We start from the raw sequence: 18,625 nt of genomic DNA, 5'->3' as shown, positions 1-18,625 counted from the left end.
TAGGTCATTTCCAGGCGCCAAATTATTCTCGAAAGAGAAGCGATAAAGCCCGTTGCTAACGCAACGGGCTTTTTTCGCATATGCGAACGCTGAAAAGAGCCACTCCCAACGTCGAGTAGATTATTGCTCCTGCATAATCGACACTTCCGCCATCCATGACGGTCGCCCGCCGCTGAGCGGGTTCCCCAGCTTCGTAACAAGTTACTCCGCGTTCAAGTCAGACTGAATACTGCGTATTCAAAGCGCCCAACTTTCACCCCCATGTGTTCGCTGCGCGAACTACGAGAGTAGGCGCCACTTTTATTTCACTTTTGTAAAAGTGAAGACAACACAGGGTTCTTGAAAGAGAAGCAAAAAAGCCCGCTACGATGTAGCGGGCTTTTAAGTTTGTAATCGTTGTAGCTAACTCTAACTAAGGATTTTGTCTAAGATGGCTTTATTAGCATCGGGGAATTCGTACTGGCTGAGTTGTTCTCTTTCAACCCAGTTGACTAGCTGGCCTTCTAAGCCCTTTGCCTCACCACTAAAATTGGTTACCCAATGGATATCTAAGAAGACTTGCTTATCACCATAGTCATGGTGGATTTCCATCATGGGTTCGGTAGCATTTACGTCTAAGTTTACTTCTTCTTTAAGCTCTCTAATGAGCGCTTCTGAAGTCGTCTCTGACTTTTCCACCTTACCACCAGGGAACTCCCACTTTCCGCCTTGGTGCAGGTGTTCAGGACGCTTTGCCAATAAGATGCGTTGATTTTTATCTTGGATCACTCCAACAGCAACGTGGATCAGTTTGCTCATTGGTTTTTATCATCTTCAAATGGGTTTTTATCTAGAAAAAAGTCATCCTCGTCGTAGCCTAATTGATCTAGCATTTCAGGATCGAACTCTGATTTTACTGGGATGGCATTTTTCTCTGACGCCCAATCTCCAAGATCGATTAATTTACAGCGTTCGCTGCAAAATGGCTTGAACTCAGATTCAGCATTCCAGGTTACGGGCTTTTGGCAAGTCGGGCATTTTACGGTTAAAGACATAATGAACCTTGTCAGCTTAGAGCCTGACGTTTAAAAGTGTATAAGTAGATTTTAAAGCGTTAAGTGCAGGTTGCCAACTCGAATTCGATCGCTTGGTCAGAATGCTTCTGTTGGTCGAATTGTACAAAATGTATCGCGTAGCGGTTTCTATGTCCGCTAATGGTTGGATAGCAGCCCTGTTCGGCGGCGAGTTTGACTCTTATCAGTGATAAAGGCTGTTCACTATTGCCTTGGTAAAAGCCGCCACTAGCTTGTTTTACTTGGTATTGTGTAGTTTGCCTTGTTAAATCTAGCAGTAATTTTACCGGTGACAGTATGCTTGCAAACTGACCCACCCAATCTTGATATTCACTTTGGCGAACCTGCCACGGTTTTGCTAACCAATAATGCAGTTGTGGTAAGTCGAAATTGCAACTCGCACCGGGCATATTGAATCTTTGCCTCAATGCAGACAAGAAGCGGTCATGCTTTAGTTCATGACCTGGGCGTTGAGCGGCTTGTAATATGTCTCTACACGTACTCAACTTTGAGATATAAAGCTCAACTTGCTCATCATTGATAGTGGGTAGAGATTGCCATTTTGATAAGGCAAACAGTTGCCTATCTAAATCTTTGAGCACTTCACCGCGGTAATCGCAGCGCTCGGTAAGTTCACACAATGAGAAAAGGGGATAAAAACAGCGATGCTGATGATCTTGATCTAGGTTAGCCTGTAGTTGCTCAGCCAAGTATTCTAGGCGCAAGTAACTACGAGTTTTTTCGTTCAGAGGTTGTTCATAGATCAATTCAGTCATGGCGTTATTCAAGAATTACTGGATAATTTTAAATAAAAGTTATGTAGTGCGTGTACCTTGCACTTTAACGCCGATATCTCTCCATGGTTGTCTATGACATCATCAGCTTTTGACAGTTTCTCAGCTCTAGAAGCCTGACTACCTATTATATTTTTTACCTGCTCTGCAGTAACCGCATCTCTGCTAATCGTTCTTTGTTGCTGCAGCTCCGGCGAAATATCCACCAGAAGTGTTCGATCTACTAACCTATCTAACCCGTTCTCAAATAGCAAGGGTACAACCATAATTACATAATCTGATTGTGCATTTTTGCACTGCTGCAGCATTGATTCTCTAATCATTGGGTGTAATAGGTTATTTAGCCATAGTCGCTCGGCGTTATTTGAAAATATCTTTTCTCTAAGCATTGCACGATCAAGGTTACCGTCAGCGAGTAGCGTGTCTGAGCCAAAGTGTTCTGCAATTTTGATAAGACCTGTAGAGCCTTTAGCTACCACTTCGCGGGCGATGATGTCGGCATCAACGAGCGTAATCCCGAGCTCAGCAAAAAGGTTTGCGACAGTGGTTTTTCCGCTACCGATCCCGCCTGTTAGTCCAACTATATAGTCAGCCATAGTGACTCCTTTACTCTTTGCGACCCTCTATAAGGTAGAAAGATACCAGTTGGTAATGCTTTCGCCCCAGATCATCGCTATCCAGCCAGCAGCAGCGATGTAAGGTCCAAACGGGATCGGGTTACCATGATTTAATTTTTTGAACACGATAAGTGCGATACCGACTATGGCGCCAACAAGTGATGACAGTAAGATAACCAAAGGCAGCACTTGCCAGCCAAACCAGGCGCCAAAAACGGCCAACAGCTTAAAGTCGCCATAGCCCATGCCGTCCTTACCAGTAAGCAGTTTAAACAGCCAAAACACGCTCCATAAGCTCAAGTACCCTGCTGCTGCACCTATTAAGGCATCTGATGTTGTCGCAAAGGTACCACTTAAGTTAATGATGAGCCCCAGCCATAATAACGGCAGAGTAATCTGGTCTGGCAGTAACATTTCGTCTAGATCTATCCCGGTTAACGCGATAAGGCAAAATGTCAGTAAAGTGGTTAGCGCAAACTCTAATGTGGGACCAAAATGCCAGGCTAAAAAGGCAACGAGTGCGCCAGTAATGATTTCAACAATAGGGTAGCGAGCCGAAATAGGATTGCTACATGCCGCGCATTTGCCCTTTAGCATTAACCAGCCAAGAATGGGCAGGTTATGCATCGGCTTGATATTGGTTTTGCATTTAGGGCAAGCAGAGCCGGGAACAACTAAATTGTATTTCTCTGGAAAAGCATCGATTGGCGCTTCAAGCAGTTTTTTATTGCTATCGAACACTTCTTTTTTGTTTTCACTTAAGTAGTGATTGCATTCTTGCTGCCACTCACGCTTCATCATTACCGGCATACGATGAATGACTACGTTTAAAAAGCTGCCGATAACAGCGGCAAAAATAAAGCTTAGTGCGATAAAAAGCCAGGGGGTTTGGCTAAAAACAGAAATTAGTTCAGTCATTATTATTCTTAAATTGTAAATTAAACTTGCGAGTTAACCACCTACAACCTTACCCATTTCAAAAATTGGCAAGTACATGGCCACAATTAGGCCGCCAACAACGGTGCCTATGACGACCATCATAATCGGTTCTATGAGGCTTGATAAGCCATCAACGGCGTCATCTACCTGCATCTCGTAGATGTTAGCCACTTTGTTGAGCATATTATCTAGCGATCCTGACTCTTCACCAATCATCACCATCTGTACTAGCATATCAGGGAACAGACCGGTTGTGCGCATGGCGACGTTCATCTGCATGCCCGACATCACTTCGGTGCGAATTTTCAATATCGCTTTACGATACACAGCGTTACCCGATGCGCCAGCGGCAGACTCAAGACCTTCAATTAATGGCACTCCGGCGGCAAAGGTGGTGGCTAAGGTGCGGGCAAAGCGAGCCATAGCGCCTTTATGAAGAATGGGACCAATGGCTGGTATTTTTAAAAGAAATGCATCAACTTGATCACGAAAGTGCTGTGAGTTTAGGTGTGCTTTTTTAAAAGCAAAAACAGCAATAGCGATAGCGGCAACAAAGAAATACCAAGAGCTTTCAAGTCCACGGGAGATAACCAATACAAATTGAGTAAATGCGGGAAGCTCAGCGCCAAAACCTTTAAAAATTTCTTCAAATTGTGGCACTACAAATAGTAGTAATAAAGCCGTTACCAAAATTGCTACGATAACGACTGCAGCGGGATAGAACATCGCTTTTTTAATTTTGGACTTTAAGGCTTCAGACTTTTCTCTGTAGGTGGCGATACGATCAAACACGGTATCAAGAGAACCTGAGTGCTCGCCCGCTGCGACAAGATCCACATAGAGGTCATCGAAATATTTTCTGTGTGGGCGAAGTGCATCTGATAGAGGTACACCAGACTGGATTTCGCTAAGAATGGTTGCTAACAGTTCACGCATTTTGGCTTTTTCATGGCCGCGTCCAAGTAACTCAATTGTGGTCACAAGAGGCACGCCTGCCGCCAACATGGTGGCAATTTGCCGGGTGACCATGGCGATATCCATGGGCTGTATTTTTGGGTCGCCAAGTTTGAAAAGTGGTGCTGCTTGTTTTTTTACCAGCTTTGGGGTTACACCTTGGCTTTTTAATTGAGCGCGAATTTCAGCGCTCGAAACACCTCTTAGCTCACCAGAAGTTTTTGAGCCATCGCGATTGGTGCCTTTCCACTCATAAGTGACAACCTTAGGCTCACTCTTGGTTTTTTTTCTTTCACGAGATTGCTTTGACGTTTTTGTTGCGATTGCCATGGCGGCCCTTTATATCGTTATTCTATTTCGTGATTCTATAATCGTTATTTTAGGTAACGCTTCATGTCGATTAATTTTGAGCTGCACATTTTAAGGCTGAAGCCATTTTATTGTGTCTATTAATGGTGTCGATTAAAAGCTGGTGACGCGGTTAATCTCTGCGATACTGGTGACGCCTTGAATAACCTTTAACAGGCCTGAATCGCGCAAATCACGCATGCCCTGGCTTTTCGCTTGTTTGAGAATTTGTAGCGAGTTGCCGCCTTCCATAATGGTGCGCGCAATTTCATCTGACATCTTCATCACTTCATAGATACCGACACGGCCCTTATAGCCACCTGAGCAGAGATCACATCCGACAGGTTTGTGAGGGGTTATGCCTGTATCGACTTGTTGCTGACTAAAACCGAGCTTTAATAGCTCATCGGCAGGGATATCTTCCGGGGCTTTACAGGTTGGGCAGAGGCGTCTTGATAGGCGCTGAGCGATAATCAAATTAACTGAGCTAGCGATGTTATAGCCGGGCACCCCCATATTGATTAAGCGGGTTAAAGTTTCAGCCGCAGAATTTGTATGCAGGGTCGATAGTACTAAGTGTCCGGTTTGCGCTGCTTTAATGGCTATTTCAGCGGTTTCCAGGTCTCGGATCTCACCTACCATCACCACATCAGGATCTTGACGCAGGAATGAGCGCAGTGCCGATGCGAAAGTTAACCCTGCTTTAAGGTTAATATGGACCTGGTTTACGCCTTCTAAGTTAATTTCGACTGGATCTTCGGCGGTCGAGATATTGCGCTCTTCGGTGTTAAGAATGTTAAGGCCAGTATAAAGCGAGACGGTTTTACCTGAGCCCGTAGGGCCAGTCACCAAGATCATCCCTTGAGGCTTTTGCAGCATATCTTCATACAATAATCTTTGGTCATCTTCATAACCGAGTTTCTCAATACCGAGCTGGGCAGATGAGGAGTCTAAGATACGCATTACAATCTTCTCGCCCCAGATGGTGGGCAAGGTACTAACACGGAAATCAATAGATTTTGTGCGCGATAGTTTCATCTTAATACGGCCATCTTGCGGTACGCGGCGCTCGGCGATATCAAGCTTTGACATCACTTTTAAGCGGGCAGATATACGGCCTGATAAGTTAACCGGCGGCTCGGAGACTTCATGCAAGATGCCATCGATACGAAAGCGAATGCGATAACGCTTCTCGTAAGGCTCAAAGTGTAAGTCTGAAGCACCTTTACGGATGGCGTCAGTTAAAATTTTGTTGATATAGATGACAATTGGCGCGTCATCTTTGCCGTCATTATCTTGCTCGTCATCACGTTTATTTGTATCGGTTACCTCAATGCCAGCTAAGGCGTCGGCATCGATATTATCAAGATCTAGGCCGCTAATATCATCTTCTAACACTTTCTCTAGCGCTTTGGTGAGCTTATCATCTTCAACCAAAATCGCTTCAGCGTGCAGACCCGCGCTAAATTGAAAATCTTCTAATGCCGCAATATTAGTAGGGTCTGAGGTGGCGATATACAGGCGGTTGCCGCGCTTAAACAGCGGCAAGCATTTATGTTTTTCGATCAGCTTTTTATTGAGAAAGTCTTCGGGGATAGAGCCGATATCGAATTCATTGAGATCCAGCAGAGGTGTACCGTACTCTTCGTAACAGAGTTCGGCTATTTTACGGGCATCGATTAGGTTTTCAGAGATAACAGTGGAGACAAGCGAGGCTTTATTTTTACGGGATTGACTAATTGCAGTCGCCATTTGTTGTTCTGACAACAAATTTTTACGAATGAAGAGAGTGGATAATCCGAGGTGAAGACCGGTAGTTGGCATACTAGCCCCATAATCTTTAATATAAAGTAAGCACCTAAATAAAGTTTAGGTGCTTACTATGTTTGGACGTTATAACCCTGCTCCGCTAGTGCACAAAGCGCCACCAGCAGTGACCGCAAATGCAACTGCACCTGTAGGATCAAACGTTGCAGTTAATGTACATGTATTATCAGCCCACGTTAATACTGGCTCACCATCTTGAGCTAGCGATGCAACAGCGTCCACAGTTAGCTTCGCATTGTTATTAATTTCACCTGAAATTGTCCCGCAGCCAATATCTGTTTGAACACAAGTTTGAACTTTTTGTGTGAAAGCGCTTAAGCCTTTCATTGCAGCGCCACCTTCTGCAGTTACTACATAATCTTTATAAGCAGGCAATGCAATCGCTGCCAAAATACCGATAATCGCTACCACGATCATCAATTCAATTAGGGTGAAGCCCTTAGCGTTATTCATTTTTGATTTGTTCATCATAGATCGGTTCATCATGCTGTTCATGTCTATCTCCATTAGAAAACGTTGAAATCACGTTTGAATGCTGCGTACTGGCATTCAATTCGCTATTCATACAGTTATATCACTGTTTATATCAGTGCTTATTATGAGTAAGTAGTACTTCAACCTTGCTTGATGCTCCTGCGCTAGCGTGCCGCAACTTCCTATGCTAATGGGTCACTCTTGCAGTAGCAATAGTACATGCAAGCTTGTAAACAAGTGCGAGTACGATAACTGCCTTCGTGGCGTTAGCGCGGCCTTAGGTATCCGTGTCTATCTTAAATATAAAAAGTTAAATTTTAAGGTTACTCGCCGTTATTATTAACTGAGTTCAAGGCTACAAGTTAAATTTAGCTATTTACTCATGCAGAAGTTATTTAGTAATCAGGATATTTAACCTTTTAGCCACCCAAAACGCCGGCTATCATAATACTGACTATCAAACCCAAGTGTTGGTTAACTCTGTATTGATTAATAAATATTCTATTTAATCTTAGCAACATCAAAACAGTCGTTATATCAATAACGAGTTAACCAAGCTGGCCATCTCGCCTATGTGCAAGTTAGTACAAAGTTAACGATAATGGAATAGCTGTTTGCGATAAAGTGGTCTTCTAATTATGATTTTTTCTAAAAGTGATGAGTTTTTGGTGAAAAAGTTATAGTTGCTGCCTGGTGGTGGTTAATTTATTGACGTTTATGCGGGCGGTGTCATTTTTCTGGTGTTTTACTTTACTCGTGTTGTTAGCGTTTTTGAGTGTTTAATTTGCTTAGTATATTAATAATTGGTCACTTGTTGAGAAAGTGCTAATTTCTTGTATGTGGCTATTTTTTGTCAACTTAAGCTTGGTTAATTTGAGTTTTGTTGATTCATAAGTTGTTAACTTAGGCTTTGTTAATTAAGTGGTTGGGTAAATAAATATGAGCGAGTTAGAGTTTAGTATTATTGCCATTACTGAGGTTATTGCGATGGCTATAGTGACAACAGCTAGATAGCTGTTATTTGATTGATTATGTAGACGTTACTGAAGAAGATACTTGACCTTTGCGTTTAAAACGCATTTTTATTCTTTTTTTTTGTTACTGCTCTTGTTATTACCCTTGTTTATGCCGTTTGATAGTCGCTGATGTTACTTTAAAAACCTTAATGTCACTTTCAATAGCTGCTCAACTTGCTAGTGATAGCAATTAAAGATTAATTAATTTCAGCAAAAGGTAGTTGGTTGCTCAAAAAAAAGCCCAAATATAATTAGGCTTTTTGTGATGGAATTACTTTTGGCGCTGTTGCTACTGGATAATAGCAACAGGGCAGTTCCTACAAGGCTCTTGCTACTAGCTTAGTGTTGAAGTGCCAGATAATGATTTATTTAAGTCTTAATGACAGATCCAGTGCGCGAACGTGCTTTGTTAACGCGCCGACGGAAATAAAGTCGACACCGGTTTTGGCAAAGTTAGCAATAGTGTCGATAGTGACGTCACCTGAGACTTCTAGTTTTACGCCTAGGCCTCTGGCTTTATAGCTGTTATTAAGCTCAACTGCTTCTATCATCATGGTGATATCAAAATTATCTAGCATCACTATGTCGGATTGGGCGTCGAGAGCCTGCTTTAGCTCATCAATACTTTCAACTTCAACTTCTACAGGTTTATCGGCGCGTAACGCTCTGGCCGCTGCAATTGCCTTGGCTATGCTGCCACAGGCCATGATGTGATTCTCTTTAATCAGAAATGCATCGAATAAACCGATGCGATGATTTTGGCCGCCACCACAGCTAACGGCATATTTTTGTGCTGTGCGCAGGCCGGGAATCGTTTTACGAGTATCTAATAGGCGAGTATGGGTGCCTGCAAGCTTATCAACATAATGCTTTGTGAGCGTGGCTACACCAGATAATGTTTGGATAAAGTTCATCGCCGTGCGCTCTCCGGTTAGGATGGCTCTGGCTGGACCTTCAAGCTCACATAAAAGTTGATTAGGCAGGACTAAATCGCCGTCATCCACATGCCAATGCAGTGCTACTTCGCTACCTAACTGATTAAAAACCTGTTCAGCCCAGGCCTTGCCACAAAACACCCCTTCTTCTCGGGTGATTAAGCTTGCCTGTGCAATTTTGTCGGCTGGAATAAGCAGTGCAGTGATGTCTGCATCGGATCTCTGTGTTGAAGTGAGATTTGAATTGGCACCTTGGTGGCCTAAATCTTCATCCAAAGCTGCTTTGACTGAGAGTCGAATATCATTTTCAAGCATGGTGGGCTGTCCTTACTGACTTATAACTGGCATATAACTGATATAACTGGCTTCTAACTGCGGTTATAACTGTTGTATACATGGGCACGCTTTAATAGTGCCTTTAATCTTAACATAAAGTTTTAGGGGGAGAGTTAGCATTATTGCGGCTTATGCTCTGGAATTGTTGCTTTTTTTGGGATGATATATCTCAAAAGCGCGACTATATTCATAGGGTTAAAACTGCTAAAGTGAATCTATTATTTTTGCTTTAGGATCTCTGTTTTGTCACTGAATTTACTCGATGGCTGGGTGACTCAGGCACGATTCTGCCTTTCACCGCATTGTAATCAACGACCTGATAATGAAGTTAGTTTACTGGTGATCCACAATATTAGTCTGCCAGCAGGCTGTTTTGGGGAGCCTTATATTGACCAGTTATTTCAGGGGACGCTTGATATTGAAGCTGATGCGAGTTTTAAAGATTTGCAAGGCTTGGCCGTATCGGCGCACTTTTTAATTCGGCGTGATGGCGAGCTAGTGCAGTATGTATCGTGTGATGATAGAGCCTGGCATGCTGGTGTGTCTGAGTTTGCCGGTCGTAGTAATTGTAATGATTTTGCAATTGGTATCGAACTTGAGGGGACGGATACTGCGGCTTATTCGGATAGGCAGTACCAAAAGTTAATTGAGCTGACTCACAGCTTGATGCTCAATTATCCTGACATTACGCCTACGCGTATTACAGGCCACAGTGATATTGCGCCGGGGCGGAAAACCGACCCGGGAACAAGTTTTGATTGGCAGCGTTTTAAAGCAGCGCTGTAACTAGGTGCAGGAATTAGGTGCTGGAATTAGGCGCTACTATTTGACCAAGCAGTAAAGAGGTCAGTGGTTAGCGCGTTAACATTTAAGGTATATGCTATGGCTTTGTTTGCGTTATTAGTTGCAATTTTAGTTGAACGATTACGATTATTGCCTGATCGCTGGCAGTTCGATGCTTTATTGTCTAGGTACCATAAATCATTGGTTAATGAGCAACAGGATCAGTCATTGCCAATGATGGCTCTGGCTATTTTGTTACCGGCAATCATCGTTTATCTGTTGTCATGGCTTGCATCGGGCATGTTGTGGGGCGCAGTGAGCGTTGCCTTATGGGTGGCGATAGCCGTATTGTGTTTTAGCCATAATGCCCAGAGGCAGGCATTTAAACGCTACATTCAAGCTGCTTGCCGAGCAGACTCGCAAGCTTGTTTCATTTACGCGAACGAGTTGGATCCGAGTCAAAGCTTAGATTCAGTGAATGAAAAAGAACTGGGTGAGAAGGTCGGCCAAAGTGTGGCGTGGATTAATTACCGTTATTATGGCGCCATTGCACTTTATCTTATTATATTAGGGCCCGTTGGCGCAGTACTGTATTGCACCGTGCGCTTTTATAGTGAGCAGAGTCGTCAATATGAAACTCCACTACCGTTAGTCGATAACCTGTTGTTTGTACTTGATTGGATCCCGAGCCGAGTGTTCTCATTTGGCTACGTATTAAGCGGCCATTTCAGACAGGCTATTTCGGCCTGGTTGTCACACGCATTAAATCCCAAATCATCAGCGCGTGACACGATTATGCATGTTGCTATAGCAGCAGAAACATTACCTGAGTCATCGTCTGCCCCCATCTGTTTGCAATCGACTATCTCATTACTGCAGTTAAGTAAGCGTAATTTTATTTTGCTGATTACCGTACTTTCACTAATGACGATATTTGGCGTGGTTAATTAATGAGCGTTTGGTTGTGTTTTTAATGAAAAATTAGCAGGTGTTAAATTTAGTTTTACCGAATTACCTAAACCGAAAGTTGCGCGATTTATCGACATTTAACTGATCGCGCATTCTCTTTTAATCCTTATCCATTTACCAAAAATCTCTCCATGTTTAATTGCTTATAATAATTATTATCAATGCGCTAATTGTCAATTTTGGCACATTGGTCTGACCCCATAGTGAAAAAAATCAGCTATGCTCACACATCGCGCATAGATTTGATGGAGATCACTAACTGGACTTCCAAAGTGTGATTTGATAGAGTGCGCTCAGTCAATTAAATTGGTAAGACCAATTTACAATAGGAGCTGAGGCCCAGTATGGCTTATAGCAAAATAAACCAGCCAAAAATTTCTGACGTCATTATGGGACAGTTAGAGCAGATGATCTTGGAAGGTAGTATCCAACCAGGACAGAAGCTCCCCCCAGAACGTGAACTGGCGTTGCAGTTTGAAGTCTCTCGACCTTCTTTGCGTGAAGCGATTCAAAAGCTAGAAGCAAAAGGCTTGTTAATGCGTCGCCAAGGCGGCGGAACCTATGTAAAAGAACAGCTTTGGCAAAGTCTTGCCGATCCAATCGTTGAACTTATGCACTCAGATTCAGAAAGTCAGTATGACTTGCTGGAGTTTCGTCATGCCACTGAAGGCATGATGGCGTATTTTGCTGCACTTCGTGGTAACGACGCTGATATGCAAAATATCAAGCGCACCATTTTAGAAGTAGAAGCAGCGAAAGAGATTGAAGAGCAAGCTAATGCCATTGTGCGTTTTTACCGCGCAGTAGCCGAAGCATCACATAATGTGGCTATGCTGCATCTTGTATTAAGTTTATCCCCTGTGCTGCACAAAAACGTGGCACAGAACTTAGAGCTTTTAAGCCGACGCGAAGAAGCCTCTACTACGGCAAATGACCACAGGCGAGCACTACTCGCAGCCATCATTCGCCGAGATCCAGAAGCAGCACGCGAAGCTTCCAATGAACACTTAAGTTACATTGAAGAAGTGATGTTGGCTGTACGGGAAGAAGACAGTCGATTGCAGCGTAGCCTGCGTCGCTTAAAGAGTGGTGTTTAAGCTAACTCAGTTTTGAGCAAAAGCTTGTCACCAAACCATATTTTTATTATTTAAATACACTAAGCACTGACAATGGTGCCTTAGGTATTACGTATAGGAAAGGACTGCAAATGTCTGAACATATGCTAAATGACGTTGATCCACTAGAAACTAATGAGTGGTTGTCTGCTTTAGAATCAGTTGTACGCGAAGAAGGTGTTGAGCGTGCTCAGTATCTACTTGAGCAAGTACTTGATAAGGCACGTCTCGACGGTGTCGATATGGCGACGGGTATTACTACCAACTACGTCAACACTATTCCTACGAGCCAAGAGCCTGCATATCCTGGTAATACAACAATTGAGCGCCGTTTGCGTTCAATTATCCGTTGGAACGCGATCATGATCGTGCTGCGTGCGTCTAAAAAAGATTTAGACCTCGGCGGCCACATGGCGTCTTACCAATCGGCGGCTTCATTCTATGAAATGTGTTTTAACCATTTCTTCAGAGCTCCGAACGAAGTTGACGGTGGTGATTTAGTTTATTACCAAGGTCATATCTCTCCTGGTATCTACTCGCGCGCATTTGTTGAAGGCCGTTTGACTGCAGATCAGTTAGATAACTTCCGTCAAGAAGTTGATGGCAAAGGTATTCCATCATACCCGCACCCTAAGCTTATGCCTGAATTCTGGCAGTTCCCGACAGTATCTATGGGTCTTGGCCCAATGTCGGCAATTTACCAGGCTCGTTTCCTTAAGTACCTAGATGGCCGTGGCTTAAAAGATACTTCAGCGCAGCGCGTATATGCCTTCCTAGGTGATGGCGAGATGGACGAGCCAGAATCTCGTGGTGCTATCTCTTTCGCGTCACGTGAAAAGTTAGATAACCTTTGCTTCCTAATTAACTGTAACCTACAGCGCCTCGATGGTCCTGTTATGGGTAACGGTAAGATTATTCAAGAGCTTGAAGGCCTATTTAGAGGCGCAGGCTGGAACGTAGTTAAAGTGATCTGGGGCAACAACTGGGATTCACTGATTGCTAAAGACACCACGGGTAAGCTGTTACAGCTTATGAATGAAACAATCGATGGAGATTACCAGACATTCAAATCTAAAGATGGTGCTTATGTACGTGAGCATTTCTTCGGTAAGTACCCAGAAACAGCGGCCCTTGTATCTGACATGACAGATGCAGAGATCTTCGCGCTTAAGCGTGGTGGTCATGACTCATCTAAGCTTTATGCGGCATTTAAGAATGCGCAAGAAACTAAAGGCAAGCCTACAGTCATCTTAGCTAAAACAGTTAAAGGTTACGGTATGGGTGAAGCGGCTGAAGGCAAGAACATTGCTCACGGCGTGAAGAAGATGGACATGACTCACGTACTACAGTTACGTAACCGTCTTGGCCTTGAAGACTTACTAAGCGATGAGAAAGTATCTGAACTACCTTATCTACAATTAGAAGAAGGTTCTGAAGAGTATAAATACCTACACGCTCGTCGTGACGCGTTGCACGGTTATACTCCGCAGCGTCTGCCTAACTTCACTAAGCCGTTAGACTTACCTGCAGTTGAAGAGTTTGCTCCTTTGCTTGTTGAGCAAAAGCGTGAAATCTCTACCACTATGGCATTTGTTCGTACTTTGAACATCTTGCTAAAGAATAAAGGCATTGGTAAGAACATCGTTCCTATTATTGCTGATGAAGCTCGTACTTTTGGTATGGAAGGTCTGTTCCGTCAAATCGGTATTTACAACCCGCACGGTCAGGAATACACACCTGAAGATCGCAGTGTTGTGTCTTACTATAAAGAAGCGACTTCTGGTCAAGTATTGCAAGAAGGTATCAACGAGTTAGGTGCTATGTCTTCATGGGTTGCTGCGGCAACGTCATACAGCACTAACGATCTACCTATGATCCCATTCTACATCTACTACTCAATGTTTGGTTTCCAACGTGTTGGCGACATGGCATGGATGGCGGGTGATCAGCAAGCTCGTGGCTTCCTATTAGGCGCTACAGCAGGCCGTACAACATTGAACGGTGAAGGTCTACAGCACGAAGATGGTCACAGCCATGTTCAAGCGAACACGATTCCAAACTGTATCTCTTACGACCCAACATTCGCGTACGAGTTAGCAGTAATCATGCAAGACGGTATCCGCCGTATGTATGGCGACCAAGAAAACGTGTTCTACTACTTGACACTGATGAATGAAAACTATGCGATGCCTGCAATGCCAGAAGGCAGCGAGGAAGGTATTCGTAAAGGTATCTATAAGCTTGAGTCTTATAAAGGTAGCAACAAGGTTCAGCTAATGAGCTCTGGTACTATCATGAACGAAGTACGTAAAGCGGCTCAAATCTTGAGTGAAGAGTACGATGTAGCATCTGATGTTTACTCTGTGACTTCTTTCAACGAGCTAACTCGTGAAGGTCAAGATGTTGAGCGTTTCAACATGCTGCACCCAGAAGCTGAGCAAAAGACCGCGTACATTACTCAAGTAATGGGCAGCGAACCTGCAATTGCGGCAACCGATTACATGAAGAACTATGCAGAACAAGTTCGTGCATTTATGCCTTCTGAATCATTCAAAGTACTAGGTACAGACGGTTTTGGTCGTTCAGACAGCCGTGAAAACCTACGTCGTCACTTTGAAGTGAACGCTGGCTACGTTGTTGTAGCTGCACTGAATGAACTCGCTAAACGTGGCGATATTGAAAAGTCAGTAGTTGCAGCTGCAATTGCTAAATTCAACATCGACGCTGACAAGACAAACCCGCTATACGCGTAAGAGGCAATACAAAATGACAATCGAAATTAATGTACCTGACATTGGTGCCGATGAGGTTGAAGTAACAGAGATCCTTGTTAGCGTAGGCGACAAGGTTGAAGAAGAGCAATCGCTTATCTCTGTTGAAGGCGATAAAGCAGCGATGGAAGTTCCAGCATCGCAAGCGGGTATTGTTAAAGAAATTAAAGTTGTAGTAGGCGACAAAGTGTCTACTGATTCATTAATTATGATTTTTGAATCTGACTCTGCAGTAGCTACAACAGAAGCTGCGCCAGTTGTTGAGGCTGCACCAGTTGCGGCTCCAGCAGCGGCTGAGCTAAAAGAAGTTCACGTACCAGATATTGGCGACGACGAAGTTGAAGTGACTGAAATCTTAGTGACTGTTGGTGACAGCATCACAGAAGAACAATCACTGATGAGCGTTGAAGGTGATAAGGCTTCTATGGAAGTTCCTGCACCATTTGCAGGTGTACTTAAAGAGATCAAAGTTGCTGTTGGTGACAAGGTTTCTACTGGCAGCTTAGTGATGGTTTTTGAAGTTGCAGGTTCTGCAGCTCCAGCAGCGGCAGCGCCAGTAGCAGCACCTGCTGCAGTGGCATCAGCACCATCAGTACAAGATATTAATGTACCTGATATTGGCGGTGATGAAGTTGAAGTGACTGAAATCATGGTTAAAGTAGGCGACACTGTTACTGAAGAGCAATCTCTTATCAGTGTTGAAGGCGATAAAGCTGCGATGGAAGTTCCTGCACCTTTTGCTGGTAAAGTATTAGAGATTAAAATCGCTCAAGGCGACAAAGTGTCTACCGGTACTTTGATTATGACGTTTGAAGTCGCAGGTAGCGCACCTGTTGCTGCACCTGTACAAGCTGCTGCTCCGGCACCAGCTGTAGCGCCGGTTGCTAGCCAAGCTCCTGCTAGTCAGGCTTCTGCACCTGCTGCAAAAGAAGACTTTGTAGAGAACCATGCATACGCTCACGCCTCTCCAGTTATCCGCCGTATGGCACGTGAACTGGGTGTTAACCTAGCTAACGTTAAAGGGACTGGTCGTAAGAATCGTATCGTTAAAGAAGATGTTCAAAACTACATCAAAGCGGTGATCAAACAAGTTGAGTCTGGCGCAGTTAAAACTGCAGCTGGTGGCGGCGAGCTAAACCTACTTGCATGGCCAAAAGTGGACTTCAGCAAGTTTGGTGAAACAGAAGTTAAGCCACTATCACGTATTCAGAAGATTTCTGGTGCTAATCTACACCGTAACTGGGTGAAGATCCCGCATGTTACCCAGTGGGATGATGCTGATATCACTGAACTAGAAGCTTTCCGTAAGGCGCAAAATGCTGCCGAAGCGAAGAAAGACTCTGGCATGAAGATTACGCCGTTAGTATTTATCATGAAGGCTGTTGCTAAAGCGCTAGAAGCGTTCCCAACCTTTAACTCTTCATTGTCAGAAGACGGCGAAAGCTTAATTTTGAAGAAGTACGTTAACGTAGGTATTGCGGTTGATACGCCAAACGGTCTAGTTGTTCCAGTATTTAAAGATGTGAACAAGAAGGGCATTCACGAGCTTTCTGATGAGCTGAAAGAAATCTCTAAGAAAGCCCGTGGTGGTAAGTTAACTGCTGCGGATATGCAAGGTGGTTGTTTCACTATCTCAAGCCTTGGCGGCATTGGCGGTACGGCATTTACGCCTATCGTTAACGCACCTGAAGTAGCTATTTTAGGTGTGTCTAAATCAGATATGAAGCCAGTATGGAATGGTAAAGAGTTCGAGCCACGCTTGATGCTACCGCTATCACTATCTTACGATCACCGAGTGATTGATGGCGCTGATGGTGCTCGCTTTATCACGTACTTGAATAACTGCTTGTCAGACATTCGTACCTTAGTGCTTTAATCCAAATAGGCTGCTTGATTCAAGCAGCCTATTTTCTAGATAGCTTATCTAATTCGCTGAATTGGCACTATTAGTAAACATCAGCAAGATTAAGCGTTTCTAGGATTGTGATCAGCATCAAACAAAGGTTAAAATGCGGCCACCTTACAAGATTTGGCCACAGTTTATCGTTGAGTCGGTATTTATCGTTAAGTCGGTGCCACCAACGACATAAAAAGAATAGAGGAAAACATGAGTAACGAAATCAAAACTCAGGTAGTTGTACTAGGCGCTGGCCCTGCTGGCTATTCAGCTGCATTCCGTGCTGCAGATTTAGGTCTAGATACTGTTATTGTTGAACGTTTCAGCACGTTAGGCGGAGTATGTCTAAACGTAGGTTGTATCCCTTCTAAAGCTTTGCTTCATGTTTCTAAAGTCATTGAAGAAGCAAAAGCGGTTTCAAGCCACGGTGTTGTTTTTGGTGAGCCTCAAATTGATCTTGATAAGCTTCGTGAATACAAGCAATCAGTAATCGGTCAGTTGACTAGCGGATTAGGCGGCATGTCTAAGATGCGTAAAGTTAACGTGGTTAACGGTCTTGGTAAGTTCACAGGTCCTAACACGCTAGAAGTTCAAGGCGAAGATGGCGTTAAAGTTGTTCATTTTGAGCAAGCGATTATTGCTGCGGGTTCTCGCCCAATTCAATTGCCATTTATTCCTCATGAAGACCCACGTGTATGGGATTCAACTGATGCACTAGAGCTTAAAGAAGTTCCTGGCAAGCTACTTGTTATGGGTGGCGGCATCATTGGCCTAGAAATGGGTACAGTTTACTCTTCACTAGGTAGCGAGATTGACGTGGTTGAGATGTTCGACCAAGTTATTCCAGCAGCTGATAAAGACGTTGTTCGCGTATATACCAAGAAAATCAAGAAGAAGTTCAACTTGATGCTTGAAACCAAAGTCACTGCGGTTGAAGCGAAAGAAGACGGTATCTACGTAACAATGGAAGGCAAGAAAGCCCCTGCTGAGCCAGTTCGTTATGATGCAGTATTGGTTGCAATCGGCCGTGTACCAAACGGTAAAGGTCTAGACGCAGAAAAAGCGGGCGTTAATGTTGATGAGCGTGGCTTTATCAACGTTGATAAGCAGATGCGTACTAACGTACCAAACATCTTTGCAATCGGTGACATCGTTGGTCAACCAATGCTTGCACACAAAGGTGTGCATGAAGGTCACGTTGCTGCAGAAGTGATTTCTGGTCTTAAGCACTTCTTCGACCCTAAAGTTATTCCATCAATTGCCTACACAGACCCAGAAGTTGCGTGGGTTGGTTTAACTGAGAAAGAAGCAAAAGAGCAAGGTGTTGCTTATGAAACTGCGACTTTCCCATGGGCTGCAAGTGGCCGTGCTATCGCGTCTGATTGTGCTGACGGCATGACTAAGCTTATTTTCGACAAAGAGACTCACCGTGTTATCGGTGGTGCTATTGTTGGTGTTAATGGTGGTGAGCTTCTAGGTGAAATCGGCCTAGCCATTGAAATGGGTTGTGATGCTGAAGATTTAGCACTGACTATCCATGCGCACCCAACATTGCATGAGTCAGTGGGTTTAGCTGCTGAGATTTACGAAGGTTCAATTACTGATCTGCCAAACCCAAAGGCAAAGAAGAAAAAGTAAGCAATTAATCAACATTGCTTTGAACCCAATAAAGCGCTCTTTTGAGCGCTTTTTTATTGCCAGAAATTCATCATCTACTCCATAAGAAAGCGAGTTTTAAAGATCAACTGATCGGAAGAGCACTTTTTAGGTAATCAAATGATGAATCTATGTTATCTAA

Annotated in this window: 15 protein-coding genes; 6 read left to right on the top strand and 9 right to left on the bottom strand. The window is 43.8% G+C overall.

Annotated elements, in window-relative coordinates; translation table 11 throughout:
* Positions 1–408 precede the first annotated feature (408 nt).
* The 9 genes from mutT to nadC all read right to left on the bottom strand — a co-directional run bounded on the left by mutT (position 409) and on the right by nadC (position 9,271).
* Entirely contained in the window at positions 409–798 is a 390-nt protein-coding gene (gene mutT, locus ACVBIK_RS13190) for an 8-oxo-dGTP diphosphatase MutT (protein WP_447160773.1), read from the bottom strand.
* Positions 795–1,034: a DNA gyrase inhibitor YacG gene (yacG, locus tag ACVBIK_RS13185; RefSeq protein WP_447160774.1), complete on the bottom strand. Its 240-nt coding sequence runs from the start codon at positions 1,032–1,034 to the stop codon at positions 795–797. Before yacG ends, mutT begins: the two co-directional genes overlap by 4 nt.
* 59 nt (positions 1,035–1,093) lie before the next feature.
* Positions 1,094–1,828 carry a cell division protein ZapD gene (zapD, locus tag ACVBIK_RS13180; protein ID WP_447160775.1) on the bottom strand — a complete coding sequence of 245 codons (735 nt, stop codon included), beginning with the start codon at positions 1,826–1,828 and terminating at the stop codon, positions 1,094–1,096.
* An 8-nt stretch (positions 1,829–1,836) separates the two neighbouring features.
* Positions 1,837–2,442, bottom strand: coding sequence for a dephospho-CoA kinase (gene coaE, locus ACVBIK_RS13175; RefSeq protein ID WP_447160776.1), 606 nt, complete (start codon positions 2,440–2,442; stop codon positions 1,837–1,839).
* Between the two features lie 27 nt (positions 2,443–2,469).
* On the bottom strand, positions 2,470–3,381 hold the full coding sequence (locus ACVBIK_RS13170; protein WP_447169871.1) for a prepilin peptidase: 912 nt from the start codon (positions 3,379–3,381) through the stop codon (positions 2,470–2,472).
* 33 nt (positions 3,382–3,414) lie between these two features.
* Positions 3,415–4,686: a type II secretion system F family protein gene (locus ACVBIK_RS13165; RefSeq protein WP_447169870.1), complete on the bottom strand. Its 1,272-nt coding sequence runs from the start codon at positions 4,684–4,686 to the stop codon at positions 3,415–3,417.
* A gap of 132 nt (positions 4,687–4,818) precedes the next feature.
* Positions 4,819–6,528: a type IV-A pilus assembly ATPase PilB gene (pilB, locus tag ACVBIK_RS13160; RefSeq protein ID WP_447169869.1), complete on the bottom strand. Its 1,710-nt coding sequence runs from the start codon at positions 6,526–6,528 to the stop codon at positions 4,819–4,821.
* A gap of 69 nt (positions 6,529–6,597) precedes the next feature.
* The gene (locus ACVBIK_RS13155) at positions 6,598–7,026 is read right to left on the bottom strand and encodes a prepilin-type N-terminal cleavage/methylation domain-containing protein (protein ID WP_447169868.1); all 429 of its coding nucleotides are present in this window, start codon (positions 7,024–7,026) and stop codon (positions 6,598–6,600) included.
* A 1,360-nt stretch (positions 7,027–8,386) separates the two neighbouring features.
* Positions 8,387–9,271, bottom strand: a complete 885-nt coding sequence (gene nadC, locus ACVBIK_RS13150) for a carboxylating nicotinate-nucleotide diphosphorylase (protein ID WP_447163843.1) — start codon at positions 9,269–9,271, stop codon at positions 8,387–8,389.
* A 264-nt stretch (positions 9,272–9,535) separates the two neighbouring features.
* On the opposite strand from nadC, the gene ampD reads away from it, so the two are divergent.
* From ampD to lpdA, 6 genes are all read left to right on the top strand, one after another.
* A complete protein-coding gene (ampD, locus tag ACVBIK_RS13145) occupies positions 9,536–10,078 on the top strand; it encodes a 1,6-anhydro-N-acetylmuramyl-L-alanine amidase AmpD (RefSeq protein ID WP_447160781.1) in 543 nt (180 codons plus the stop codon).
* A gap of 96 nt (positions 10,079–10,174) precedes the next feature.
* Entirely contained in the window at positions 10,175–11,026 is an 852-nt protein-coding gene (gene ampE, locus ACVBIK_RS13140) for a beta-lactamase regulator AmpE (protein ID WP_447169867.1), read from the top strand.
* 362 nt (positions 11,027–11,388) lie between these two features.
* Complete coding sequence (pdhR, locus tag ACVBIK_RS13135; protein ID WP_447160783.1) at positions 11,389–12,141, top strand: pyruvate dehydrogenase complex transcriptional repressor PdhR; 753 nt, start codon at positions 11,389–11,391, stop codon at positions 12,139–12,141.
* A gap of 110 nt (positions 12,142–12,251) precedes the next feature.
* Positions 12,252–14,912: a pyruvate dehydrogenase (acetyl-transferring), homodimeric type gene (gene aceE, locus ACVBIK_RS13130; protein WP_447169866.1), complete on the top strand. Its 2,661-nt coding sequence runs from the start codon at positions 12,252–12,254 to the stop codon at positions 14,910–14,912.
* A 13-nt stretch (positions 14,913–14,925) separates the two neighbouring features.
* Positions 14,926–16,806, top strand: a complete 1,881-nt coding sequence (aceF, locus tag ACVBIK_RS13125) for a pyruvate dehydrogenase complex dihydrolipoyllysine-residue acetyltransferase (RefSeq protein ID WP_447169865.1) — start codon at positions 14,926–14,928, stop codon at positions 16,804–16,806.
* 231 nt (positions 16,807–17,037) lie between these two features.
* The gene (gene lpdA, locus ACVBIK_RS13120) at positions 17,038–18,465 is read left to right on the top strand and encodes a dihydrolipoyl dehydrogenase (RefSeq protein WP_447160786.1); all 1,428 of its coding nucleotides are present in this window, start codon (positions 17,038–17,040) and stop codon (positions 18,463–18,465) included.
* Positions 18,466–18,625 lie beyond the last annotated feature (160 nt).

It is taken from the genome of Shewanella sp. 125m-1 (assembly GCF_052977065.1).
The sequence above is the reverse complement of the archived record's forward strand: the minus strand, read 5'-3'. Positions and strand labels throughout refer to the sequence as shown.

Excerpts from the sequence above, each read along its gene's own strand:
- mutT (WP_447160773.1), bottom strand. The coding sequence starts at position 798 with ATGAGCAAACTGATCCACGTTGCTGTTGGAGTGATCCAAGATAAAAAT.
- yacG (WP_447160774.1), bottom strand. The coding sequence starts at position 1,034 with ATGTCTTTAACCGTAAAATGCCCGACTTGCCAAAAGCCCGTAACCTGG.
- zapD (WP_447160775.1), bottom strand. The coding sequence starts at position 1,828 with ATGACTGAATTGATCTATGAACAACCTCTGAACGAAAAAACTCGTAGT.
- coaE (WP_447160776.1), bottom strand. The coding sequence starts at position 2,442 with ATGGCTGACTATATAGTTGGACTAACAGGCGGGATCGGTAGCGGAAAA.
- ACVBIK_RS13170 (WP_447169871.1), bottom strand. The coding sequence starts at position 3,381 with ATGACTGAACTAATTTCTGTTTTTAGCCAAACCCCCTGGCTTTTTATC.
- ACVBIK_RS13165 (WP_447169870.1), bottom strand. The coding sequence starts at position 4,686 with ATGGCAATCGCAACAAAAACGTCAAAGCAATCTCGTGAAAGAAAAAAA.
- pilB (WP_447169869.1), bottom strand. The coding sequence starts at position 6,528 with ATGCCAACTACCGGTCTTCACCTCGGATTATCCACTCTCTTCATTCGT.
- ACVBIK_RS13155 (WP_447169868.1), bottom strand. The coding sequence starts at position 7,026 with ATGAACAGCATGATGAACCGATCTATGATGAACAAATCAAAAATGAAT.
- nadC (WP_447163843.1), bottom strand. The coding sequence starts at position 9,271 with ATGCTTGAAAATGATATTCGACTCTCAGTCAAAGCAGCTTTGGATGAA.
- ampE (WP_447169867.1), top strand. The coding sequence starts at position 10,175 with ATGGCTTTGTTTGCGTTATTAGTTGCAATTTTAGTTGAACGATTACGA.
- pdhR (WP_447160783.1), top strand. The coding sequence starts at position 11,389 with ATGGCTTATAGCAAAATAAACCAGCCAAAAATTTCTGACGTCATTATG.
- aceE (WP_447169866.1), top strand. The coding sequence starts at position 12,252 with ATGTCTGAACATATGCTAAATGACGTTGATCCACTAGAAACTAATGAG.
- aceF (WP_447169865.1), top strand. The coding sequence starts at position 14,926 with ATGACAATCGAAATTAATGTACCTGACATTGGTGCCGATGAGGTTGAA.
- lpdA (WP_447160786.1), top strand. The coding sequence starts at position 17,038 with ATGAGTAACGAAATCAAAACTCAGGTAGTTGTACTAGGCGCTGGCCCT.